The following is a 23,741-nucleotide window of genomic DNA, read 5'->3' as shown; positions in this document are numbered from 1 at the left end:
GGCTGATTTATGGGTTCCCGACCTAGAGCATCCCGCTCTCAAGTGGAAGCACTGGAGGCGAAAGATGCTCTAGAATCAAAGTGCTAGGGCGTCCTTTGTGCGTCCAGTTGAACGCACGGCACTCTAGGTAACGTTGGGCTTCTTACGACTGCGCCAGAGCAAGACCGACAGCACCGCATGAACCGCGACCGCAGGCCACAAAAGGACGCCCGCGGAGCCAGTCAGTCCGAGATAGGCCAGATAGAGCGTGACTGCCGCACTGTAGATCAGCATGCCGAGGAGACCTGAGTTCCTCCAGCAGGCAACGCCGAGTGCGATCAGAGCAATACCGGCCACCCGGGCCGTCGGGATAGCAGGCCCGGTCAATGCCTCGCCAAGCAATACCTGCCCCACGAACGAAGGCACCACCACCAGCGCGAGCCCTGTTGCCATCTCCGCGAAGGCGGCGAGATCAAGCACGCGTATCATAGGAACGCACCTCTGCTAGCCGTTTATGTCCAAGCCTTGCGATGCACCGGCGCTAGAGCATCCCGCTCTCAAGTGGAATCACTGAAAGCGGAAAGATGCTCTAGATTCAAAGTGCTAGAGCGTCCTTTGTGCGTTCACTTGAACGCACGGCGCTCTAGGGCGTGGCGTTTGGCTTCAGTTCAAAAGTCAGCTTGTCGATCTTGCCCGTAAAGCGGAAGGGCGTGTCGTAGCGGTATTCCAGCAAGGCGACGCCGGTGCGTGTGTCGAGACCGACGTCGAAGGTCTCATCCTCGGGGAAGGTAACCGGGATGCCATGGTCGATGCTGTTCTTGGCGACCTCGTTGCCGTCAACCGACAGAACGCCCGTGCCGCCCGCTCCAAGGCCCTTTCCGTCCGATTTGAAGTCGAAGACGATCGTGTGTTTGCCGGGTTCGAGTTCCGGTCCCTCCCACATGGTGCGCTTGAGGTCGAGCAGATTGTAGAGGAATACGACCTTCCCACTGCCGACACCGAAGTCTCCCTGGCTGAGGAAGAGGCCGTAACCGCCAAAGCGGCCGCCTTCGGTGACGATCATGCCTTGCGCACCGCCGTCAGGTATCTCGACCTCGGCGGTAATCGTATAGGACTTGTTCAAGGTGCTGGGCGCAGCGCTGGCCGGCACACCGCTCAATTCTCCCTGATAGGTGAATTCCGTCCGTCCGGCCGTCAGGTTGGGTCGAGGGGCGTTCCAGCGTGCGAGCGTCGAATTGTCGAGCGGCAGCACGTTGTACTTCTTCGCTTCGGCATAGAAGAGGTCCTGCAATTCCTTGAGCTTGTCAGGCATTTTGGCGGCAAGATCGGTGAACTGCGTCGGGTCTTCGTCGACGTTGTAGAGTTCCCAATTGTAGCCGGTGATCACGTCGGGAGGCGTCTTGGTGCTGAGTTCCCACGGCAGTGTCGCGGGCGTCGTCGCGGCGACCCATCCGTCGTGGTAGATCGCGCGGTTTCCCAGCATCTCGAAGTACTGCGTCTGGTGTTGCGTCGGGGCGGTGGCATTCGCCTTGTCCCATGCGTAGGCCATGCTGACGCCTTCGATCGGCTCCTGCTTGATGCCGTTGATCGTCTCCGGTTGCGGGATGCCGGCCGCCTCCAGGATCGTCGGCACGATGTCGATGAAGTGGTGGAACTGCGCGCGGATACCGCCCGCGTCGTTGATATGGCCGGGCCAGGACATGACCATGCCCTGCGCCGTCCCGCCGAAATGCGAAGGCACCTGCTTGACCCACTTGAACGGTGTCCCCATCGCCCAGGCCCAGCCGGCTGCGAAATGCGGGAATGTCCGTTCCGAACCCCAGAACGGATACCAGAGAAACTGGTCCTTAACCGGAACTTCGACACCGTTGAATGTGGTGAACTCGTTCGGTGTGCCGTTGAGCATGCCTTCGGCGCTCGCTCCGTTGTCGCCGCCGATGTAGATGATCAGGGTGTTGTCGAGCTCTCCGAGGTCTTCCACCGCCTGGATGACGCGGCCGATCTCGTTGTCGGCATAGGCAAGATAGGCGCCGTAGACATCGGCCTGCCTGATGAACAGTTTCTTTTCCTCGAAACTGAGCGAATCCCATTGCGGTAAACTGTCGGGCCAAGGCGTGAGCTGGGCGTTCTCGGGCATGATGCCGAGCCGCTTCTGATTGGCGAAGATCGTCTCGCGAACCTTGTTCCAGCCCTCGTCGAAGAGGTGCATGTCGCTGATCTTCTTGATCCATTCGGGCGTCGGGTGATGCGGCGCATGGGTGGCACCGGGCACGTAATAGACGAGCCAGGGCTTGCCAGGGGCGATCTCGCTCAACTGCTTGATGTGCTGGATCGCCTCGTCGGCCATGGCCGTTTCCAGGTTCCATTTGGGATTGCCTTCAAACGGATAGATGGCAGTCGTATTGCGGAACAGGTTCGGCTGCCACTGGCTGGCATCGCCGCCGACGAAGCCATAGAAATAGTCGAAGCCCATGCCCGTCGGCCACTGGTTGAAGGGGCCCGCCTGGCTCGATTGATAGGACGGCGTGTTGTGGTTCTTGCCGAACCATGCGGTGGCGTAGCCATTTTCCTTGAGGATCGTGCCGATCGTTCCTTTCTCGATGGGAATGATCGAATCGTAACCGGGATATCCGGTCGCGATTTCGCCGACCACGCCGAAACCGACGGAATGGTGATTGCGCCCAGTGATCAGCGCCGCACGCGACGGCGAGCAAAGCGATGTCGAGTGGAAGTTGGTGAAGCGCAACCCCTCCTTGGCGATGCGGTCCATCGCCGGTGTCGGAATGACCCCGCCAAAGGTGCTCGGCGCACCGAAGCCTTGGTCGTCCGTCATGATGAGCAGCACATTGGGAGCGCCTTTCGGCGGCACGACACGCGGCGTCCACCAGGGCGTCGATTCCGAGGCCTTTTCCTTGATCACGCCGCCAAAAGCCGGACTTGGCGACGGAAGCTGCTTACCGGTAATTGTTGTGGTCGCTCCGGGTGCCCCGAGCGTCCCTGAAACCTGCTGTGCCCATGCGGACGCAAAACCAAGCGCGAAGAAGGCTGCACCCGCAAGCATGCTCTGGCCAATGGTCATGGCGGACACCTCTACTGCAGATTGTTGAATCCCCTCCGAATTAGAGCGGCCTAATATACCCAAATCACCGCGTGCGGGAAAGGTGGGACATTGAACCTAACGCGGGAGAGTTTTACGACCGGACTTCTCCAGCCGAAATATTCCCGGAACAGGCGGCTGATGCCCACACAGGCAAATGTGAATCACACAAAAACATGCTCGTTTGAGCTGGACTCACGTATAGCGATGCAGGCATCCCAGCGATCGACGCGGGCGTCGCGTCTTTCGTTGCCTGAACAATTCCGTTCTGGCTGCGTTCATAATTACGAGCGCTAAATGGGATCGCCGTTTAGGAGGTGACATACATGAAGAAGATCATTTCAATCAGCCTGCTGCTCGCGTCGCTGATACCGGGCGCAGCACTGGTGCCGGGCACAGCACTGGCCCAGGGCGTAGAGCTCTATCTCGATGGCGGTGGGCCAAGATATGACGATGGCCGACGCTATTACGACGACGAGGACTACGGCGACGGCTATTATCGCGACCGCTACTATCGCGACCGCCAGTATCGCGATCGCCGCGCCCAGCGCCGCATTTGTACCCCGCAACGCGCTTTGGCGATAGCGCGGGCCGAGGGCTTGCAGGGCGCCAGAGTCGGTCGAACCACCAATCAATGGATCGAAATTAGAGGGTCGCATCGTCGGACGATCGTCTTCGGCCTGCAGCCCAACTGCCCGGTTCGCGGCTACAACAACTGGTAAAATGCATTGCGGGGCTTCCGTCGACGGTTGGGGCGATCCTCGCCCTCACCCCGGCGGCCCGCTATCTCAGGCCCCGCCCCCCGGCTGAGAACGGGGGGCCGGCCCGCACGGTGAACAATTGTTCAAGGGCGGACGATCCTAGCGTTTTCCAAACACCGTGACAGCGTGGAGGTCTGTGCTCCCTCACGAGGTTTCGGCCCCTGTGAACCTCCCAGGCAGTTTTTTGCCCTATTTCTCGCCGGAGCTTTGCCCGGCCAGCTTACAGCCGTTCGTCTCATGGAGATGGCGCGCGCTGCATCAAGCCTGACGAGAGAGCACCCTGCGCCGCCAAACGGATCGCACCCACCCTCAGCGCTTGGAGCCTTGGCCGGTCCCATTCGGCGTCGAACCCTGCGGCGCAAGATTGCGAGCGCCGCGCCACACCCCGGCAGATCGACCGTCTCGGCATCTGTGAATTTGCTTCCCAATACCTGCGAACCCGGTCTGCCTACCGGCGATCCCGGTCCTGACCTATTTCTCTGTCCACCCCCGACGCAGGCAGGGCCTGCCCCAATGATCAGCAAAGGACAGTGAAATGGCACTCAAGGACATTCTTCCCGGCAAGCTTGGTTTTGGCGCCGCACCGCTCGGCAACATGTTCCGCGAAATCCCGGAACAGGAAGCGCTCGGCACCGTCGAGGCCGCCTGGAACGACGGCATCCGCTATTTCGACAACGCGCCCTTCTATGGCGCCGGCCTTGCCGAAATCCGCATGGGCGAGGCGCTTGGCCGTCGCCCGCGTGACGAATACGTCATCAGCACCAAGGTCGGCCGGGTGATCCTCGACGAGATCGAGGATGTCAGCGCCCGTGACCTCGGCGAGAAGGGCGACGTCTTCCGCTATGGTCGCCCCAACAAGATCGTCAACGACTATTCCTATGACGCGACGCTGCGCTCGATCGAGGACAGCCTGAAGCGCCTGAAGACCGACCGCATCGAGATCGCCTTTGTCCACGACGTTGCCCAGGATTTCTATGGCGACGAATGGCTCGATGTCTTCGAGACCGCACGCAAAGGTGCGTTTCGGGCGCTCGACCGGCTGCGCGACGAGGGCGTGATCAAGGCCTGGGGCCTCGGCGTCAACCGTGTCGAGCCGATCGAGCTGCTGCTCGCGCTCGAAGGCCCGCGGCCGGACGGCTTCCTGCTTGCCGGGCGCTACACCCTGCTCGATCACGACCGCGCCCTCCAGCGCGTCATGCCTGATGTCGCCGAACGCGGCCTCGGCATCATCGTCGGTGGTCCCTACAGCTCCGGCGCGCTCGTCGGCGGACCGAACTTCGAATATGCCCCGGCCACGCCCGCAATCCTCGACAAGGTCGCGCGCATCAAGGCGATCGCCGACCGCCACGGCATCAGCATGAAGGCCGCCGGGCTGCAATTCGCGCTCGCCAACCCGGCTGTCGCCGCCGTCATCCCCGGCGCCAGCCAGCCGAGCCGGATTGCAGAAGACCGCGCTGCTCTCAACGAGGTCGTTCCGGCCGCTTTCTGGCGGGACTTGAGCGAAGCCGGCCTGGTCAATCCCGCCGCTCCCCTACCGATCGCCTGAGCGAGAGCGTGAACTGTGCCCGCCCGCTATCTTGCGGGCGGGGCAGCCGCTGCCGGATCCTCCGCCAGAAAGCGCTGCAGGCCTGGCGCGGGTGCGCCGCCAGCGTCCGGGAGTTCACCCTTCGGCGGAAGCGGGCGCCCCTGCCCCGTCATGCCGGTACGAACGGCCGGAGCGCCTCGACCAGTTCGGTGGTCCCGTAGCAAACCTCGCCCTGCGGCTCGATGTCGATCAGCCCGCCTTTGTTGTGCGCGTCGTAGAGATCGACCAGGAGCCCGGCAGTGCTCGCGCTCAGAGCCCGCTCAAGCGCCTCCTGCCAATGTTCGCGCGGCACGGCCTGAGCGGTGATCGTGCGGCCCAGCAACTGGCTCAGGGCGCCGGCGACATCCGCCGCGCTATAGCGGCGCGGTCCTTCGGCGTGAACGACCTGTTCGCCCGTTTCCGCGCGCGGGCGCCTGAGAAGCTCCGCAGCCATCCGGCCGACATCCCCCGTCGAAACGGTCGCAAACACCCGCTCGACCGGATGGTGCAGGCTCGGCAGGCTGCCCGTTGCGATCGCGGTGGGGATACTGCGGGCCCAGCCCTCCATATGCTCCGCCGAGCGAAGGAACACCTTGGGCATGGCGAGCTGTCGAAGGCGTTCCTCGAAGTGACGGAACACGGTGGGCATGCCGATATCTTCGTCGACATGGGCACCGTAGTCGGAGATTGCCAGCACGCGTTCCGGCCCTGCGCGCGCAATCGCCTCGGCCATGTTCGCCGTCATCTGGCGCATCTCTCCCTTCGCGTCCTCGGCCCGGAGCGGCGGCGGCAGGATGATCTGCACGGCTTGCGCACCCGCAAACGCCTGGCGGAGTGCCGCCGGGTCCTGCAGATCGGCGAGCGCGACGTCACAACCGACCGCCCGCAATTTCTCCGCCTTTGCCGTGTCGCGCAGCACCGCCCTGACCGGCAGACCCGCCTTGCGCAGTGCCGATGCTGTTGAGAACCCCACCTTTCCGGCGGCTCCGAGGATAGCAAACATGATCTCTTTCCTTGCTGAAGACGGGCAAGGACTAGGGACCACGCAGGGCGCCGTCGCACAGATTCGGTCAGGATTTTGCAGTTTCGGTCAAATTTCGGCCGCGCACCGCATGATCGCGCCAGGGGTCTCGCCCAGAAGCCGGCGCATCGTCGAAGCCATATGGCTTTGATGGGCGAAGCCGGCGGTGACCGCGATCTCGCTCGCCGGCATCGTCGTCGTGGTCATCAGCGCGCGCGCATGCTCGACGCGGCGGCGGATGACGTATTGATGCACCGGCAGACCGGTGCTGTTGCGAAACAGCGTCTTCAGCCGCGTGACGCTCAAGCCCGCGACCGCGGCGAGGTCGGCAAGATGAAGCCTCTTGTCCAGATTGGTCTCGATGAACTCGGTCAGAACCCGCAATTGCCGCGCCGAGAGTTTTGGTTCGCTGCGCCCTTCCGGCTGTTGCGGCCCGCCGGTGGCGGTTTCGATCAGCCGCACGGCAAGCGCATTGGCAAGAAGGTCGATATAGAGCGGATCGGATGGCGTGTCGGCCTCCAGATCCGCCTTGATCGCCCAGCCGATCGCTTCGAGTCTGGTGTCGCGCACCTGCAATTGCGGCAGCAACTCCGTCCTGTCGCCATGCCGCCCGAGGTCGGCCGCGACCCGGTCGAGCAGCGATCGCGAGAAACTGAGCCGCAGAATCCGGCAGTCGGCATCATCCTCCCAGAAACCCTCGACCCCGGCCGGGATGATGTCGATATCGCCCGGCTTCTGCACCCGCCGCATGCGCCGGCCGCCACACTGGCAATCGGCGTTGACTGGCGGACCGAAATGCATGCCCAGCCGATGCATGTCACCGCCCGGCACCTGCACCCGCCCGCGCGGAATATGGATGAAGTCGGCCGAAAGCCCGTTCCATGCCCGCCCGGCACTGGTCAGGAGAATCTGCGGCGATGGTTGAATGGAAGAAAGCGTCATGACCTGCTGCGACCTGGACCTCGGCATGGGGTGGCCATGCTACGTCGCAACAGGCGGCTTAACAACGGCGGGCGCGCAGTTGATCGCCACCTTTCCTTCCGCTGGCAGATCAGGCTTCCGCTGCCCCATCAGAACGGATTGATATAGTTGGTGATCGCGATCTGGCGCAGAAGCACCCGGCGGATCACATGGGCGGCCTTCACCCGGTCGGTGAATACGGCGGCAACCCCTGCCGCGCCCGCGGGCAGCCTTGCGGCGAAGGCCTCGTCATCCAGCTTGATGCGCACGACGAACGGTGCTGCCGATACCGCTTCCGGCGCCACCGCCGTGCCGGAGACGCGCGCCTGCCCGGAGGCGATCGCCTGCAGCACGCTTTCGACCTTGCCGGTATGGGTCTCGCCGGGAGCGAACTTGAAGGTCGCTTCCACCATCTGGCCGGGCTGAATGTAGCGCGCGTCGATCTGGTTGATCTCCACCCCGATGATCGTCTCGGACGTATCGATGAAGGCCATGGCCGGCGAAAGCGGCAGGGTCGCGACGCGCGCACCTTTCCTCAGCGCCAGGTTGGTCACATAGCCATCGGCCGGCGCTCGCACCGTGGTCTTGTCGAACTCCCATTGGGCATTGGTAATCTGCGCCTTCAGATTGTCGACATCCGCCTGGCGCTGCTGGACATCGAATTCGGTCGCGGCATCGCGCGATTGCAGCTTCGTCATCTGGGAGAGCCTGAGCTCCTGCAGGGAAAGCTGCGCCTGCAGCGCATCCACCTTCGCCTTGTAGGGCACGGGGTCGATGCGGAAGAGCACGTCGCCAGCCTTGAGCGGGCTGTTGGCGGCGACCGGCACGTCCAGCACCTCACCGGCGACATCGGGCACGATCGCGACGGAATTGCGCACCACCAACGCCTTGCCCTGCGGCGCTCCCCAGTTCATCGGAATGAACAGGCCGACGAGGAGCAGCAGGAACACGATCGCCGGCGAGACCTTCCAGAAGAGATTGAAAGGCACGATCCTGAATTTCACCAGGCAGAAGAGGATGGCCAGATAGACATTGAGCAGGACGACGATCATGGCTGGCCCGCCTCACTTGGATGTGCCTCACTTGGACGAGCCTCATTTGGGCGCGGCACGTCCACATAGGCCCAGACAAGCGCGACCGGCCACAGCGCGAAACCAAGGAATAGCGTCACCCAGCCGGCGACATTGACGGCTTCCGCCCAGGGATGGTTGCGCCGCCTGGCGATCGACCCCGGCAGCATGGCGAAAAAGATGAGGACAGCGACCGTGCTCGCCACGAGCACGATCAGCACGATCCAGGCGAAAAGGTCGATGAAGCTCATGACGTTCCGCTCCCCTTCATGACAGGGACGCTAGCCCCGGAGCCCGAGCGTGCGGAAGTACGTAACAGTTACCTTTTGCGCACCGCGCTGCACCTGACCGAAGAACTGCAGATCGCGCATCAGCCGGCCTCACCACGATCCGGCGGATAGACCGGCCGCCTGATCTTCGACGACCAACACATCATTCTGGAAGCGGTGAAGGAGGGCCAGGGCGTGGCGCTGATCGACCGCACCATGGTGGAACACGAACTGAAATCCGGCCAGATCTGCCTCGTCCACGACCATTTCTACGAACCGGCCGAAACCTACCAGTTCGTCTGCCAGGAGGAGCTGTTGCGCACCAAGCCGGTGACGAAGAGCTTCCTCAACTGGCTGATCGCCGAGATCGAGGAGCGCGAGCGGCGCAGCGCCAAGTTTGCCGGGTGACGCTCGTTGGCGCCCCCTAAGATCCCTGTTCCCCTTAGGTGATCTTGAAGGCGTCGTTCAGCACATCCGGCCACGCAAGCGCGCAAACGGGTCACGCGGCGCCTGTTGCTGAAGGCCGCGTCGGAAGCCGGCGGGCGAGCTTTTGCCCGCTTGTCCTGCTCGCTGGCCCGATTTGGGGCAATGCGCCCCCTCATCGCCCTGGTGATCTTGATCAAAGTCAAGGAAAGCCCCGCAGCGCCGTGCGATTGTTTCCGTGCAGTAGCTCAGTCTTTCGCGAAGCGGCCGTGCCGCACGGAGGGGAAAGCGATGAGAAACAAGTCTGCCAAATTGATCCTTGCAAGCATTCTGAGCGTTGGCCCGGCGCTCCCGGCAGCCGCACAGGAACATAACGACACCGGCACGCTGGACACGGCCAAGGCCGAAAAGGCTTTTGCCGCCAAGCCGCTCTATTCACCCTATGCGGGCCGCAATTTTCCGACCCGCCCCCTGTTCGGCGACACGCATCTTCATACCGGAGCCTCATTCGACGCCGGAGCCTTTGGCGCGCGGCTGACCCCGCGCGATGCCTATCGCTTCGCCCGCGGCGAAGAGATCATGGCGTCGAGCGGCCAGCCCGCCAAGCTGTCGCGCCCGCTCGACTTCCTGGTGGTCGCCGACCATTCCGACAATATGGGCATGTTCCCGGACCTCTTCGCCGGCAAGCCGGAGGTCATCTCCGATCCGCAGGCCAAGACCTGGTACGAAATGATCAAATCGGGCCAGGGCGGAAAGGCCGCGCTGGAAATCATCTTCAGCTTCGGCAAGGGTACCTTGCCGACCTCGATGATTTACGGGCCCGAGACGCGCCCCTACAAGAACGCCTGGCAGGATACGATCAAGGCGGCGGAAGAATATAACGAGCCCGGCCGCTTCACCGCTTTCATCGGTTATGAATGGACATCGAACACGGGGGGCAATAACCTGCACCGCAATGTCATCTTCCGCGACAATGCCGACAAGGCGAGCGAGGTCGTGCCCTACACGACGCTGAAGCCGCTCGGCAGCGACAATCCGCGCGACCTGTGGAAGTGGATGCAGGCCTATGAGGACAAGACCGGCGGCAATGTGCTGGCAATCGCCCACAATGGCAACCTGTCCAACGGGCGCATGTTCCCGATGATCGAATCCTTCACCGGCAAGCCGGTGGACAAGGACTATGTCGAGAGCCGCGCCCGCTGGGAACGGCTCTATGAGACGACCCAGACCAAGGGCACCGGCGAGGCCCACCCGGCGCTCTCGCCCAATGACGAGTTCGCGAACTTCGAGATCTGGGACTTCGGCAACCTCGATGCCAGCGTGCCCAAGACGCCCGACATGCTCGAATTCGAGTATGCGCGCTCGGCGTTCAAGAACGGCCTCAAGCTCGAAACTCAGCTCGGCACCAATCCCTACAAGTTCGGATTGGTGGGCAGTTCGGACGCGCATACGGGGCTGTCGGCCATGGAGGAAGAAAACTTCTTCGGCAAGACGACCCCGCAGGAGCCGAGCCCGGAACGGCTGACGGCGACCTTCGTCAAGGACGCCAAGACCAATATCACCGTGATGGACTGGGAAGTCGGCGCGTCCGGTTACGCAGCCGTGTGGGCCGAGCAGAATACCCGTGAATCCATTTGGGACGCCATGCAACGCAAGGAGACCTATGCGACGACAGGCTCACGCATGCTCGTTCGCTTCTTCGGCGGCTGGGACTTCGAACCGGTCGATGCCGAAGGCCGCAATCCCGGCGCCATGGGTTATGCCAAGGGCGTGCCCATGGGCGGCGATCTGAGGGCCGCGCCTGAGGGCAAGGCACCGACATTTCTCGTTGCCGCGCTGAGGGACCCGATCGGCGCCAATCTCGACCGTTACCAGGTCGTCAAGGGGTGGCTCGACGACAAGGGCGAGACGCATGAACAGGTCTACGATGTCGCCTGGGGTGGCGATCGCAAGCCGGGCCCGGACAGCAAATTGCCATCCGTCGGCAATACTGTCGACGTCGAGAACGCGACCTGGACCAACACCATCGGCGCTCCGGAGCTGATCGCGGTCTGGAAGGACCCGGAGTTCGACCCGAAGCAGAAGGCATTCTACTACGGCCGCGTCATTGAGATCCCGACGCCCCGGTGGACCGCCTATGACGCCAAGCGTTTCGGAACGAAGCCGCTGGAAGGCACGCGCATGACCGTGACCGAGCGCGCCTACACCTCTCCGATCTGGTACACGCCATAATCCGGGAGATGGATGACCGCATGCGGGCGGACGCACGAAGACCCTGCGCCCGCCGCCCTCCGTCAAGCGAGCGAGCACAGCCATGCTGAAACGCATCTTACGAGAGCCGCTGGTCCATTTCCTGGCACTTGCGCTTTTGATTTTCGCCGCGTACGGCCTTCTGCGCGGCGGCGCCGATGCGCCGGAAAAAATCGTCGTCAGTGCGTCGAAGATCGAGCAGATGGCAACGGTCTTCACCAAGACCTGGCAGCGCTCGCCGACGGCGGACGAGCTGAAAGGCATGATCGACGATTATGTGAAGGAAGAAATTCTGGTCCGCCAGGCGCTGGAACTCGGGCTCGACCGGGACGACACGGTCGTGCGCCGCCGCCTGCGGCAGAAAATGGAGTTCCTGAACGCCGCCGACGCCGTCCCCGTGACAGTCACCGATCCGGAACTGGAAGCCTATCTCGAGGCCAATCCGGCAACCTTCGCCACCGATGCGAAGCTGGCATTCGAGCAGGTGTTTCTCAATCCCGCCCGGCACGGCGACACGATTGCTGAGGACGCCGCCGCCTTGCTCGCGGGGCTCCGCAGCAACGACACGGCCGACCCCGCTTCGCTTGGCGATGTCTCCCTGCTTCCCGCCGCAGTTCTGCTCACAAGCAAGGCGGCGATCGACCAGACCTTCGGCGGAGACCTTGCGGACGCGCTCGAAAAGGCTCCGCTCGGTCAGTGGACGGGACCGATCGCCAGCAGCTTCGGTCTCCATCTGGTCCGGGTGTCGGAGCATGCGCCAGGCCAGGTGCCAAAACTCAAGGACGTCCGCGACGACGTGGCAAGGGAGTGGGAAAACGCCAAGCGTGCCGAACTCGAGCAGCAACGCTTCGGCGAATTGCTCGCTCGCTACCAGGTCAGCGTCGAAGCCCCCACTGCCGCGGGGGACGGCAGATGAGACCGCCTGGTGCCCTTCTCGCCTTGCCGATCCTTCTGCTGCTCGGCGCTTCCGCTATCGCCCATGAGGTTCGGCCGGCCTATCTCGACATACGCGAAACGGCGCACGACACCTTCGCCGTTCTCTGGAAGGTGCCGGCGCAGGGCAGGATGCGGCTGGCACTCGACGCGCATCTGCCAAAACAGTGTATCGAAAGGGCCACGCCGATGCGGTCGTTCGAAGGCAGCGCCTATCTGGAGCGGTGGACCGTCGACTGCGCGGGGGGATTGCGGAATGGCACGATCGTCATCGACGGGCTCAAGGCCACGCTGACCGAAGCACTGGTGCGCATCGAATACGAGAATGGCGGCACCGAGGTTGCGCGCCTCATGCCTGAGGCGCCCACCTTCACTGCGGCCGGCACCCAGCCCAGTCTTGAAGTGGCCCGGACCTATTTCCTGCTCGGCGTCGAGCACATACTCCTGGGTTTCGATCATCTGATCTTTGTGCTCGCGCTCATGTTGCTGATCCATGACCGCTGGATGCTGTTCAAGACGATCACCGCCTTCACCGTCGCCCACAGCATCACGCTTGCCGGAGCGTCGCTCGGCTATTTCAGCCTTCCCCAGAAGCCGGTCGAAGCGACGATCGCCCTCAGCATTGCCTTCGTCGCAAGCGAACTGCTCAAGGCCAGACCGAACGAAGCGCGCCTGTCGGAAACCTATCCCTGGGTCGTCGCCTTCGCCTTCGGCCTGCTGCACGGTTTCGGCTTCTCCGGCGCGCTGAAGGAGATCGGATTGCCGCAATCGGATGTGCCGCTGAGCCTCTTGACATTCAACCTCGGCGTCGAGGCGGGGCAGATCATCTTCGTTGCCACGGCTCTGGCGGTTGCCTGGGCGGCGCGCGCGATGGTTGGTTTCCACGCCGCCTTCGCGCGGCGGGCAATCGCCTACGGCATCGGCACCAGCGCGATGCTGTGGTTCATTCCCAGGATCGCCAGCCTGGCAGCCTGAAGCGCGTCGCGATCTTTCAGATCCGCTCCTTGCGCTTCAAGTGTTTCGCATGTCGTTGGCGCATAACCGCTGCGCACTTTTGCGCGACATGCAGCCAAGCAAAGTTCTACAGCGACCTTTGCGCATCTGATAAGACGCGCGGCGCTGTCGAGTCCGGCAATCGAGTTGAGCAGTCCGCGCAGCGCGTGAGCCCGGTCGGCGCACCAAGGCTCGCATGTCCTCACCCCGCTTGCTGCGCCCCGTGCGCGTGGATCACCGCGTCCGCCTCCTTGCCGTAGAGCTCCTCGAAATGGTCGAAGCTCTTGGAGAAATAGCCGATCCCTTGCGTTGCCGCCCGAAGTGCGCGGGCGAGATCGTCGAGCGCCGATCCCGGCACCAGTGCGCGAAAGATGTCCCAGCCCTTGGCGGTCTCGTCCCGGTCGAAGCCGAGCACCTGGCCCTTGTAGGTGGAGACGATCGGCACCAGGCTGCCGGAATAGATCGAGGGGATGTGGATCTCGATGCGGATGACCGGCTGCATCAGGACGGCTGAGGCCTGCGACAGCGCCTGGCGCACGCCCATCTTCGCCGCTGCCCGGAAGGCGAAGTCGTTGCTGTCGACCGAATGGTGCTGGCCGTCGGTCAGCGTCACGCCGACATCGATCACCTGAAAGCCGAGCGGGCCTTTCTCCATCGCCTCGCGGGCGCCCGCCTCGATCGCCGGGATGAAGTTGCGTGGCACCGCCCCGCCCTTCACCGTCTCGGCAAAGGAGAAGCCGGCGCCGCGCTCGTTCGGATGCACGCTGAGCTTGACGTCGGCGAACTGCCCGGCGCCGCCCGTCTGCTTGCGGTGGCGGTAGTGCACGTCTGACGGTTTCAGCACCGTCTCGCGATAGGTCGGGCTCGGCGGCTTGTCGGTGACGCCGACATGGAAGACATCGGCAAGCGTCTTGCAAAGATCGCGCAGATGCATCGGCCCCTGCACGCAGACCAGTTGCGCGCCGGTTCCCTCCTCCTGCATGACCGCCAGCGCACGGTCGGTCTCGGCAAGCTTGGCAAGCGTGCCGGAAAGCTTGGTCTCGTCGCGCTCGCTGTCGGGCACCAATATGCGCTCCAGCATCGGCGTCGGCGGCACGGTCCAGTCCGGCGCCGCTGCCGTGCTATTGCCGGCAAGCAGCGCCGGCACCGGCAGATGCTCGGCTTTGACCGCCGCGATGATCGCGCCCGCCTCCGGCGTGGCGTTTGGCAGCGGCTTGCCGGTCGCCGGGTCCTGCAGCGAGCCAAGGCTGCCGCCGCCAAGCGTGGCGCCCTGCTTGATGCCCGATGTCAGCGCGCGGACCAGCACGGTCTTGCCGACATTGGCGCGGTGATACGCATGGAAGCTGACGGCCGAAAGCGCCGCCTCTCCGATCGCGCCGGCCGCCGCCAGCCTGTTGCGAAGCGCCTCGACGGCGGGTGCCTCATGGCGCAGCGCCTTCATCAGCCTGAGAATGCCGTTGGCATGGCTGGCGGAGCCGACCAGCACCGGGATGATGTGGTTTTCCTTCAGCAGCCGCGTGGAGATCGCATAGATCGTGTCGCTCGCCGGTTCCCGGTCCTCGATCAGTTCGCCGAGCAGCCAGTCGTCGAACTCGGAGAAATGTTCGAGCAGTTCGGTGCGCGCCTCCTTTTCGCGCTCCATCGCCGTATCGGGAATCTCGATCAGCGCCGAGGTCTGGCCCTCGCGGTAGCGCCAGGCGCGCTCGGAAATCAGGTCGCAGGTGCCGACGATCTTGTCGCCCTCGCGGATCGGCACCTGGCGCATCAGCAGTGTGTGGCTGGAATAATCCTGGAGGGCGGCGATCACGTCACGCAGCCGCGCCCGCGGCTCGTCCATGCGGTTGATGAAGAGAATGCAGGGCGTGCCCGAGGCCTCGATCACCTTGAGATAGGGGGCAGCGAGTACCGCCTCTTCCGGCGCCGGCGATACGCAGAGCACGCAGGCGTCGCTGGCGATCAGCGCATGCTGCGCGTGGCCGAGCGCCTCGGTTCCGCCGGGTGCATCGAGCGCGCACCAGGGTTCGCCGCCAAACTCGAATTCCGTGAGGTTCAGTCCATAGGGCGAAACAGCTTTTCTGGAGGCCCCCTCCAAACCGGCCAGCTTTTCTACCAGCGTGGTTTTTCCGGTCTGTGAGGGCCCAAGTACCGTGAAGCAGCGCATCGGCGAACCTCCCCTGTCGCGATTGCCAGAAGGCGCCGAGCGTTGCGACGCCCTTACTCTATTAATTCTAGGGCAGCTTTTGCGCTTTCAATGGCTGTGCGCAAATTCGGCACAGTTCGCATGCCCCGCTGCGTCGACAATCGGCGTCGCCAGATGCCCATAATCCGATTGTCAATTTAAACCGGTTGTGAAATTATATCATTATCGACATCGACAATTGAAAGCGTGGCGCTAGTTCTATCGCAACGCCGCCAGCCCATTGGAACCGTCCGAACCGGAGACCGTCCGCATGTCCCTCACGCTTTACCAGCATCCGCTTGCTTCCTTCTGCCATAAGGTGCTGATCGCGCTTTACGAGAACGAGACCCCCTTCAAGAGCAGCCTTGTCGATCTGCTCGACCCCGAGGAAGCGGCCCGCTTTGCAGCACTCTGGCCGGTCGGCAAGATGCCGGTCCTCACCGACAGCGCCCGTGACGTCGTGATGCCCGAAACCTCCATCATCATCGAATATCTCGACCGCCACTATCCAGGCCGCCAGCGACTGATCCCCGACGATCAGGACGCTGCACTGAAGGCGCGCCTCTGGGATCGCTTCTTCGATCTCTACATCCATGCGCCGATGCAGAAGATCGTCACCGATACGCTGCGCGCATCAGGCGAAAACGACCATCGCGGCGTCACCGACGCCCGCGCGTCCCTTGGCCTTGCCTATGGCATGGCCGACAAGCATTTCGCTGAGAACACCTTCGCCGCCGGCGATGCCTTCAGCCTTGCCGATTGCGCCGCCACGCCTGCGCTCTTCTACGGCGGCATCGTCGAGCCCTTCGATGAGAAGTACCCGCATCTCGCGGCCTATTTCGAGCGCCTGCTTGAACGCGCCTCCGTGCGCCGCGTGCTCGCCGAAGCGCGGCCTTATTTCCATATGTTTCCCTACCGGAACCTGATGCCCGAGCGGTTCTTCGAGATGTAATTCTATCCGTGGCCGCGCCTCACCACTTTCTTCAGTCGTGACCGAGGCTGCCCCTCACCCTAACCCTCTCCCCGCAGGCGGGGAGAGGGAACGCGAGCAATGGCAACGTAGCCATTCGGTTCTGCTGTCGGAAATGCGTCATGCGCCAACGGTCGCTATTGGAGCAAGCGAACGCCGCGCGTCTCCTTCTCCCCGCCCGCGGGGAGAAGGTGCCGGCAGGCGGATGAGGGGCAACCTGCGGAGAGCGAAGCCTACTTCACCTGCGCCGGCGGCGTGCCGATCGGGAAGGCGACGGTGACGAAGCCGGCGGTACCCTCCGGCCGGTTCTTGGCGCCGAATTCCTGGAAGATCTTCAGCGTCAGAGAGACCGGCGTTCGGCCATCTTGAAGTTGTAGCCCATGGTGCCGCCGATTGCGGCGATACGGCCCTTGAAGTCGCCGAGGCTTGCACCGGGACCGCTGTCGCCGGTCACCTGCTGGTAGAAGTAGCCCGCCACGCCGGTGGAGAATTCCTGGCCGAAGTGCCTGGTAACCGCCCATTCCGCGTGGAATTCCGTACCCGTGCGATAGTCCGTCGCCGGGTTCTCGCCGTTGAAGGTGAAGCCCGCGGCACCCGAAAGGTCGAAATCGGTTCCGGGTTGAACCAGGTTCCGGCAAGGGTGAAGTCACCTGCCCAGCGATTGAAGGAAAGATTGGCGAGCTCGCCTTCCTGGTAGTCGCCGATCGGCACGTTGAGGCTGACATTCGCCGTCCAGTGGAAATCGCCTTCGTGCCAACCGAGCACGGCGCCGACGACCGGATCGCCGATGGTGAAGATCGAGTCGCTTGCGGAGGCCGAGCGGCCGGCCCTCGGCGCTGACAGCGTCGCATCGATGTCGGGGCCGCCGAAAGGCACGATCGCGGTAAAGCCGAGATTGCCGCCGAGCACCTCCTCGGGCATGACCCAGAGGCCGGTGCCGAAGATGCCGATCAGGGTCGCGTCGACTTCGCCGACGATCTGGCCGCCGAGCGGAAGCTGCTTGTTGCCCTTGAGCTCACCGACATAGAAATAGGTGTCGTTTTGAAAGTAGGTTCCGGGCGGCGCCAGCAGGCCGGCCATCGGGCCACGGGCACCGAGCAGATAGAAGCCGGCACCGTTTTCAGCCGCGTTCGCCGTCAAAGGCGCGATCACGCAACACAGGCCGGCAGCGACTGCCGATGCGGACAGCAAACTCTTGGCAACGCTCATCGAGTGATTCCCCTCATCTCTCGGCAGAGACGATACCATCTTGACGTGTCCAAGCCAGCCCGGAAGCATCTCGCGCAAAAGTGCGCAGCGGTTTTGCGAGAACGAGATGCGAAATATCAAAGACTTAAAGCGCAAGGAGCGAATCTGAAAGATCGCAGCGCGCTTCAAGAAACAAGAGTCTCAACAACCGCAACATCCGATTGCAGGACGGTTGAGGCATACACACCTTGCCCGCCTGGCACAGGCCCCTACCTTACCGCCTTTCGCCTTCGGTTTGGTCCACAACGGAGGCTTGCGTTTTCGTTCCTTTCCCAGCGCATCAGCAAAGGATCCGAGACCATGGAATACCGGCTGCTCGGCCGCTCCGGCCTGAAAATCTCTGTTATCACCATGGGCACGATGACGATCGGTGGCCGCGGCAAGTTCGCCGAGGTCGGCAATGTCGGCCTCAAGGACGCCCGCCGCTATGTCGATCTCTGCCTCGATGCCGGCGTCAACCTGATCGACACCGCCGATATCTACTCGACCGGCTACTCAGAGGAGATCATCGGCGAGGTGCTTGGCGGCAAGCGCAAGAACGGCGTGCTCATCGCCACCAAGGCGCGCTTCTCCATGGGGCCCGGACCGAACGACGGCGGGCTCTCGCGCCACCATCTGATCGCCGCCTGCGAGGCGAGCCTGAAGCGGCTGAAGACCGACGTCATCGATCTCTATCAGGTGCATGAATGGGACGGCCAGACGCCGCTCGAAGAGACGATGGAAGCGCTCGACAGCCTCGTTCGGAGCGGCAAGGTCCGCTACATCGGCTGCTCCAACTATTCCGGCTGGCACATCATGAAGGCGCTCGGCATCAGCGCGCTCGAGGGCCGGCAGCGCTTCGTCAGCCAGCAGATCCACTACACGCTGGAGGCCCGCGAGGCAGAATACGAGCTGATGCCGATCTCGATCGACCAGGGCCTTGGCGTGCTCGTCTGGAGCCCGCTTGCAGGCGGCCTGCTCTCGGGCAAGCACCGGCGGGGCGAGACGCCAGAGGGAACGCGCCAACTCGCCGGATGGAACGAGCCGCCGATCCGCGACGAGGAGCGGCTGTGGAAGATCGTCGACATGCTGGTGGCGATATCAGGCGAGCGCGGCGTCTCGCCGGCGCAGGTCGCGCTCGCCTGGCTGATCGGCCGCAAGGGCGTCACATCAGTCATCATCGGCGGCCGCACGGAGGCACAGTTCCGCGACAACCTCGCCGCCGCCGGCCTGAAGCTTTCCGACGAGGAAAAGGAACTGCTCGACGCCGTCAGCCTGCCGCCGGTAATCTATCCCTACTGGCACCAGCTCCGGAGCGCCAAGGACCGGCTCGGCGAAGCGGACCTGTCGCTGCTGGGGCCGCATCTGTAGCGGGGAGAGCGCTCCTTCTCTTTTCAGGCCTGCCTTGCCGCTGCCCCTCATCCGGCCTGCCGGCCACCTTCTCCCCGCAAGCGGGGCGAAGGAGACTCGCGGCACCCGCTCGCCTCAACAATAGACACGCTCAAATTTCCGCCTGACTACGGCTCCGTTCGACAACGCTGCGAACCGGGCTCGTCCCCTCTCCCCGCCTGCGGGGAGAGGGTTAGGGTGAGGGGCAAAGCCACAGAGAGGCGGGGCACGACGGAGGCACGCACACAGACAAGGCCAAAGCGCATCCGCCGGCAGCAAAGCCTGCACAGGAAACGCTGCCAACACCCCTTGACTTCCGGCCCAACTCACCCATTTTATATCATATGATACGAACAGACACTCCATAGGAGACGACGATGTCCAGCCCTCAACCGGCTTTCGCCCCTGATCGGCAAACGGCCCGACAGGAAGAGGCTGTCATCGTCAAGGCCGTGGTCAAAGCCTGCGATCTCTGGAACCTTACCAACAGGGAAGCGGCCCAGCTGTTCGACGTGCCGATCGCCACCTGGAACCGGATGAAGGCGGGTGACTTCAAGGGCAGGCTCGACCAGGACAAGCGCATGCGCGCGAGCCTGATCGTCGGCATCTTCAAGGGTCTGCGCCTCTTCTTCAACGGTCCGCTCACCTATCAATGGCCGAAGGCGGTCAATTCAGGTCCGCTCTTCAATGGCCACTCGCCCGTCGATCTGATGATCGAGGGCGGCATTCCGGTGATGCTGAAGGTGCGGCGCTACCTCGACGGCCTGCGCGGCGGCCTATGATATCAGAGATTGACTTCAACGAACCGGCGACCGTCCGGCTGATCTCGACCGCCTATATCGACGAGCCCGCCGTCAAGCCGCTCGCCGACGATGACGACGAGATCGAAATCCTCAACCGGCTGGAGGCGATGACCTCGGCGCGCCTCAGCCCCCTCGCCTTGCCAGTCGGTGTCGATCCGGCCGAACTGCTGAACGAGACCTTCGGCTACGGCTGGTCGCTGATCAATGCCGCCTTCTGCCACGCGCGCCCGCCCGGCAACCGCTTCAACGGCGAGGAGCGCGGCGCCTGGTATTGCGCCTTCGGCCCGCGCGCGCTTCAAACCTGTCAGGCGGAAATCGTCTATCACCGCACCCGGGCGCTCAGCGAAGCCGGCAGCTTTCACGACATCGGCCGCTACCGCGAGCTGATCGCCGGCTTCACCTGCCGCTTTCATGATGCGCGTGGAGAAAAGGGAGCCGCCTATCTCGATGCCGATACGTCGGTCGCCTACCCCGCCGGCCAGGCGCTCGCTGCCACCATTCTGGCGGAAGGCGGCAACGGCCTGATCTACCCGTCTGCCCGCGACCCCGAGGGCGAATGCCTCGCCGTCTTCCGTCCCGCCGTCATCCAGAACATTCGCCAGGGCCGCACCATCACCTTCGAATGGACCGGCGTGCCCGAGCCGCGCATTCTGGATGAGGCTTGATCCGGCAGGAACCGACGAAAGCGCCGAGAGCGGCCCCGCAATGTTCCCGCAATGCGCCTCCCCGACAAGGGCTCGCCTTTCCGGATTCCCGCGCTGGACTTGCCGGGGCCGGATTCGGCCTGAATAGAAACAACTTATAAATCAAATTGTTATTGACGCCTTTGCCCGGCGGAACACGCGCCACGCAGCCGCCAAGAAACTGCCCCTCACCCTCCCCCTCTCCCCGCAGGCGGGGAGAGGGAAAACGGTAAGCGTCCCGCCTCGCCGTAGCCCGTTGATGGCTGCGACCAGACAGGATGGCCCGACCTGCAAACGCTGGAGATGGACACAGGCAAGCGCCACAGCGTCCCTTCTCCCCGCAGGCGGGGAGAAGGTGCCGGCAGGCGGATGAGGGGCAATCCTCACCGCGCGTATGAGGGGCGCGCTGCGAGCGCCGCGCCGGATGCCGGCAAGGAGCGTCAAACATGAGGAAACGAATGACGATAACGCTTCTACCCGTCGATGCCGTCGATCCCGACGTCATCCGAAAACTGGACGTGCATGAAAACCAGATGGATTTCATCGCCAGCAACGAGGAGTCGCTGGAAGAACTCGCCGAACGCCCCGAATGCGTCGGGTTTGCCGTGATGGTCGAAGGCGCCCCCGTCGGCTTCGCGATGTATGCGCTCGATCCGGATGACGGCAATCATTGGATCTACCGCCTGATGATCGACGCCGGCCATCAGGGCAAGGGCTATGGCGAAAAGGCGCTTGCCGCCCTGCTGGAACATATGGCCGGCATCCCCGGCTGCGGCGACATCTATCTCGGCGTCTACCCGGAAAACACCCGTGCCCACGCCCTTTATCACCGCTTCGGTTTCCGCGAGACCGGCATGATGCTGGGCGAGGAGAAGGTGATGCGGCTCGATCGCACATCGAAATAGCCCCGGGGCATCGTCCCGCTCGGGAGCGGATGGGATCATTGCGATCCCATCCGCATTCACATGACCTGCCCGCGCCGCGCTACAACGCGGCCGGAGCCGCCACCGGTTTCGTCAGGCGCAGGCCGAGAACCAGCAGTCCGGCCAGCGCATAGACGACGACGACCGAAAGCCAGATCGCGCCCGGCCATTGGGCGCGAACGACGAAGTAGATGCTCGAAAACGCGAGCGGACTGATGATCGATGCAAGGCTCACGGCCGAGGCCAGCACGCCCTGGAACTGGCCCTGCTGGCTCTCGTCGACCTGCCGGGTCGCGAGCGATTGCAGCGCCGGCACGCCGATGCCGCCGAGTGCAAAGACCGGCATGATCGCGAAGATCATCCAGCCCTCGGTTGCAAAGGCCATGACCGTCAGGGCAAGGCAGACGCCGGCGACGCCCACCAGAATGGCGCCGCGCTCGCCGAAGAGTTTTACGGCCGGTCCCGGAAGAAACGCCTGGGCAAACGTCTGGCAGACGCCAAAGGCGCCGAGCGACAGGCCGATCCAGAACCCGTTCCACTGGAACGTCTCGTTGCCCCAGAGCGCCCAGCAGGTGCCATAGGCCTCGCCCGTGGCGCTGAAGATCAGGAAGAGAAAGACGATCGGCAGCACGCTCTTCACCGAGAACACCCAACGCAGCGGCCGAAGCGGGTTGAGCGCGGCAAGGTCGACCTTCTCGCGGCTCGGTGTGCGTGACTCGGGCAGCACGAAATATGCCAGAGCCAAATTGCAGCCGTTCAGCACCGCCGCGGCGATGAAGGGCGAGCGCAGCCAGTGGTCGCCGAGCACGCCGCCGAGAACCGGGCCGATGATGAAGCCGATGCCGAACATGGCGTTGAACAGGCCGAAGCGCTTCGCACGCTTGTCCTCGGGCGTGATGTCGGTGAGGTAGGCGGTTGCGACCGACATGTTGGCGCTCGTCAGCCCGGCGATCGCACGGCCGGCAAAGAGCATCCAGAGATTGGGCGCAAAGGCGAGGAACAGATAGTTGACCGCAGCACCGGCGAGCGAGATCAAGAGCACGGGCCGGCGGCCCAGCCGGTCGCTGAGCGCACCCAGTACCGGTGCGAAGATGAACTGCATGACCGCGTAGGCCGCGGTCATCGTGCCGATATAGGGCGCCACGTTGTCGGCATGGGTCACCTCCTTCAGCAGCGAAGGCAGGATGGGAAAGATGAGGCCGATACCCACGGCATCGAGCACAATGGCAGTGAAAATGACGATGAGGGATTTCTTCATGATGCGTTCCGATCAACGCAAGCACGCACACGCCAACAGGCGCCGATGCCTTGCGATTGGGTGACCTGACGATGCAGGCGATGAGTTTTGGGAAACGCTGGCCGATCCGTGCTCAAACGGCAGGGATGGCGTGTGCTTGACTGCCTGGACGTGGATTCGTCCACCTGTTTACTCCGCCACTGAGCGGATCAAGGGAAGCAGTCGCTTTTCGCGATTGCAGGCAATTAACACCGGATGGCGGGACGCGGCAAGCCCCACGTTTTTGCGGAAGCAGAAGCGCGCCGCGCTCAGCACCGGCAAATAGTCAACAACACCTTTTTCGACTACAGTTGGGGCAGAAACCACGACATTCGTCAGAGCGGATAATTCGTTCAGCCCGCCTCGACTGTGGCCTCCCTTCGGTGGCCGCGGAACTCGGGACGGAGTGCCCGCTTTCCGATGCAGAATTCATGCGTGGAGCGCAGCGATGGAACAGAACTCCGAGATCGGCCCGGCCGGAGCTGACGACTTTCCTGCCATTCGGTCCTTGTGCAACGGCTTCCTCGACTGGTGCCGATCGCGCTATGGCGAAAACGCCTGGTTCGTCGACCGGTACTACACGCCGGAACAATGGGCCGCACTTCTGGACAGCCTGCCGAAGATCCACTCGCCTCCAGATGGGGAGATTCTTGTTGCCCGCCTGAACGGAAAGGTGGTCGGCTGTGTGATGATGCAGCGGATCGACGAACGTACATGCGAGATGAAGCGCATGTTCATCAGCCCCGAGGGCCGAGGCCTGGGGCTGGGCCGCCGTCTCGCTGAGGCCCTCGTGCGCGTGGCTGCTGAGCGAGGCTATAGCGCCATGCGGCTGGATACCGGCCGCAACCACGATGAGGCGCTAAACCTCTACCGCTCCCTTGGATTTGAGGAGATCGCACCCTACTACAAAGCACCTCCTGAACTGAGCAACCATCTCATCTTCATGGAAGCCCCTCTGGCGGGCTAGTCGC

Annotated in this window: 20 protein-coding genes and 1 pseudogene; 12 read left to right on the top strand and 9 right to left on the bottom strand. The window is 63.4% G+C overall.

The window, feature by feature from the left end:
• Positions 1-123: 123 nt before the first annotated feature.
• Both V7S54_RS04470 and V7S54_RS04465 read right to left on the bottom strand, forming a co-directional pair.
• The gene (locus V7S54_RS04470) at positions 124-468 is read right to left on the bottom strand and encodes a hypothetical protein (RefSeq protein WP_065376221.1); all 345 of its coding nucleotides are present in this window, start codon (positions 466-468) and stop codon (positions 124-126) included.
• Between the two features lie 154 nt (positions 469-622).
• Positions 623-3,058 carry an arylsulfatase gene (locus tag V7S54_RS04465; protein ID WP_065376222.1) on the bottom strand — a complete coding sequence of 812 codons (2,436 nt, stop codon included), beginning with the start codon at positions 3,056-3,058 and terminating at the stop codon, positions 623-625.
• Positions 3,059-3,402: 344 nt separating this feature from the next.
• Here V7S54_RS04465 and V7S54_RS04460 point away from each other — a divergent pair, with 344 nt between their 5' ends.
• Together V7S54_RS04460 and V7S54_RS04455 are read left to right on the top strand one after the other, a co-directional pair.
• Positions 3,403-3,798, top strand: coding sequence for a hypothetical protein (locus V7S54_RS04460; protein WP_065376223.1), 396 nt, complete (start codon positions 3,403-3,405; stop codon positions 3,796-3,798).
• A gap of 574 nt (positions 3,799-4,372) precedes the next feature.
• A complete protein-coding gene (locus tag V7S54_RS04455; protein ID WP_065376224.1) occupies positions 4,373-5,383 on the top strand; it encodes an aldo/keto reductase in 1,011 nt (336 codons plus the stop codon).
• A gap of 148 nt (positions 5,384-5,531) precedes the next feature.
• Here V7S54_RS04455 and V7S54_RS04450 read toward each other — a convergent pair whose 3' ends face one another.
• The 4 genes from V7S54_RS04450 to V7S54_RS04435 all read right to left on the bottom strand — a co-directional run bounded on the left by V7S54_RS04450 (position 5,532) and on the right by V7S54_RS04435 (position 8,703).
• Positions 5,532-6,404, bottom strand: a complete 873-nt coding sequence (locus V7S54_RS04450; protein ID WP_065376225.1) for an NmrA family NAD(P)-binding protein — start codon at positions 6,402-6,404, stop codon at positions 5,532-5,534.
• Between the two features lie 87 nt (positions 6,405-6,491).
• On the bottom strand, positions 6,492-7,364 hold the full coding sequence (locus V7S54_RS04445; protein ID WP_065376226.1) for a helix-turn-helix transcriptional regulator: 873 nt from the start codon (positions 7,362-7,364) through the stop codon (positions 6,492-6,494).
• A 128-nt stretch (positions 7,365-7,492) separates the two neighbouring features.
• Positions 7,493-8,434 carry an HlyD family secretion protein gene (locus V7S54_RS04440; RefSeq protein ID WP_065376227.1) on the bottom strand — a complete coding sequence of 314 codons (942 nt, stop codon included), beginning with the start codon at positions 8,432-8,434 and terminating at the stop codon, positions 7,493-7,495.
• Complete coding sequence (locus V7S54_RS04435; RefSeq protein WP_065376228.1) at positions 8,431-8,703, bottom strand: DUF3302 domain-containing protein; 273 nt, start codon at positions 8,701-8,703, stop codon at positions 8,431-8,433. The genes V7S54_RS04440 and V7S54_RS04435 overlap by 4 nt, the downstream gene beginning before the upstream one ends.
• A gap of 159 nt (positions 8,704-8,862) precedes the next feature.
• Between V7S54_RS04435 and V7S54_RS04430 the strand changes: the two genes are divergently transcribed.
• The 4 genes from V7S54_RS04430 to V7S54_RS04415 all read left to right on the top strand — a co-directional run bounded on the left by V7S54_RS04430 (position 8,863) and on the right by V7S54_RS04415 (position 13,302).
• Complete coding sequence (locus V7S54_RS04430; protein ID WP_083203777.1) at positions 8,863-9,129, top strand: LysR substrate-binding domain-containing protein; 267 nt, start codon at positions 8,863-8,865, stop codon at positions 9,127-9,129.
• A 306-nt stretch (positions 9,130-9,435) separates the two neighbouring features.
• Entirely contained in the window at positions 9,436-11,376 is a 1,941-nt protein-coding gene (locus V7S54_RS04425; protein WP_336409488.1) for a DUF3604 domain-containing protein, read from the top strand.
• Positions 11,377-11,458: 82 nt separating this feature from the next.
• A complete protein-coding gene (locus tag V7S54_RS04420; RefSeq protein ID WP_065376231.1) occupies positions 11,459-12,310 on the top strand; it encodes a peptidyl-prolyl cis-trans isomerase in 852 nt (283 codons plus the stop codon).
• A complete protein-coding gene (locus V7S54_RS04415) occupies positions 12,307-13,302 on the top strand; it encodes a HupE/UreJ family protein (RefSeq protein WP_065376232.1) in 996 nt (331 codons plus the stop codon). The genes V7S54_RS04420 and V7S54_RS04415 overlap by 4 nt, the downstream gene beginning before the upstream one ends.
• 220 nt (positions 13,303-13,522) lie before the next feature.
• Here the strand turns inward: V7S54_RS04415 and V7S54_RS04410 are convergent, their stop codons facing one another.
• Positions 13,523-15,481, bottom strand: a complete 1,959-nt coding sequence (locus V7S54_RS04410) for an elongation factor G (protein WP_065376233.1) — start codon at positions 15,479-15,481, stop codon at positions 13,523-13,525.
• Positions 15,482-15,770: 289 nt separating this feature from the next.
• Here V7S54_RS04410 and V7S54_RS04405 point away from each other — a divergent pair, with 289 nt between their 5' ends.
• Positions 15,771-16,451: a glutathione S-transferase family protein gene (locus V7S54_RS04405; RefSeq protein ID WP_065376234.1), complete on the top strand. Its 681-nt coding sequence runs from the start codon at positions 15,771-15,773 to the stop codon at positions 16,449-16,451.
• Between the two features lie 358 nt (positions 16,452-16,809).
• Here V7S54_RS04405 and V7S54_RS04400 read toward each other — a convergent pair.
• Positions 16,810-17,549: pseudogene (locus tag V7S54_RS04400) on the bottom strand (SphA family protein).
• A 468-nt stretch (positions 17,550-18,017) separates the two neighbouring features.
• Here V7S54_RS04400 and V7S54_RS04395 point away from each other — a divergent pair.
• From V7S54_RS04395 to V7S54_RS04380, 4 genes are all read left to right on the top strand, one after another.
• Positions 18,018-19,067, top strand: coding sequence for an aldo/keto reductase (locus tag V7S54_RS04395; RefSeq protein WP_065376235.1), 1,050 nt, complete (start codon positions 18,018-18,020; stop codon positions 19,065-19,067).
• Positions 19,068-19,462: 395 nt separating this feature from the next.
• Positions 19,463-19,867 carry an antitoxin Xre-like helix-turn-helix domain-containing protein gene (locus V7S54_RS04390; protein WP_065376236.1) on the top strand — a complete coding sequence of 135 codons (405 nt, stop codon included), beginning with the start codon at positions 19,463-19,465 and terminating at the stop codon, positions 19,865-19,867.
• A complete protein-coding gene (locus V7S54_RS04385; RefSeq protein ID WP_083203778.1) occupies positions 19,864-20,553 on the top strand; it encodes an RES family NAD+ phosphorylase in 690 nt (229 codons plus the stop codon). The genes V7S54_RS04390 and V7S54_RS04385 overlap by 4 nt, the downstream gene beginning before the upstream one ends.
• A gap of 476 nt (positions 20,554-21,029) precedes the next feature.
• Positions 21,030-21,476, top strand: a complete 447-nt coding sequence (locus tag V7S54_RS04380) for a GNAT family N-acetyltransferase (protein WP_065376237.1) — start codon at positions 21,030-21,032, stop codon at positions 21,474-21,476.
• 79 nt (positions 21,477-21,555) lie between these two features.
• Here the strand turns inward: V7S54_RS04380 and V7S54_RS04375 are convergent, their stop codons facing one another.
• Positions 21,556-22,752 carry a TCR/Tet family MFS transporter gene (locus V7S54_RS04375; RefSeq protein ID WP_065376238.1) on the bottom strand — a complete coding sequence of 399 codons (1,197 nt, stop codon included), beginning with the start codon at positions 22,750-22,752 and terminating at the stop codon, positions 21,556-21,558.
• A gap of 466 nt (positions 22,753-23,218) precedes the next feature.
• On the opposite strand from V7S54_RS04375, the gene V7S54_RS04370 reads away from it, so the two are divergent.
• The gene (locus V7S54_RS04370) at positions 23,219-23,737 is read left to right on the top strand and encodes a GNAT family N-acetyltransferase (protein ID WP_065376239.1); all 519 of its coding nucleotides are present in this window, start codon (positions 23,219-23,221) and stop codon (positions 23,735-23,737) included.
• The last annotated feature ends 4 nt before the right edge of the window (positions 23,738-23,741 follow it).

This window comes from Ensifer sp. CCNWLY38 (assembly GCF_037120565.1).
Taxonomy (GTDB): domain Bacteria; phylum Pseudomonadota; class Alphaproteobacteria; order Rhizobiales; family Rhizobiaceae; genus Ensifer; species Ensifer adhaerens_H.
This window is presented reverse-complemented; position numbering and strand designations above follow the sequence as displayed.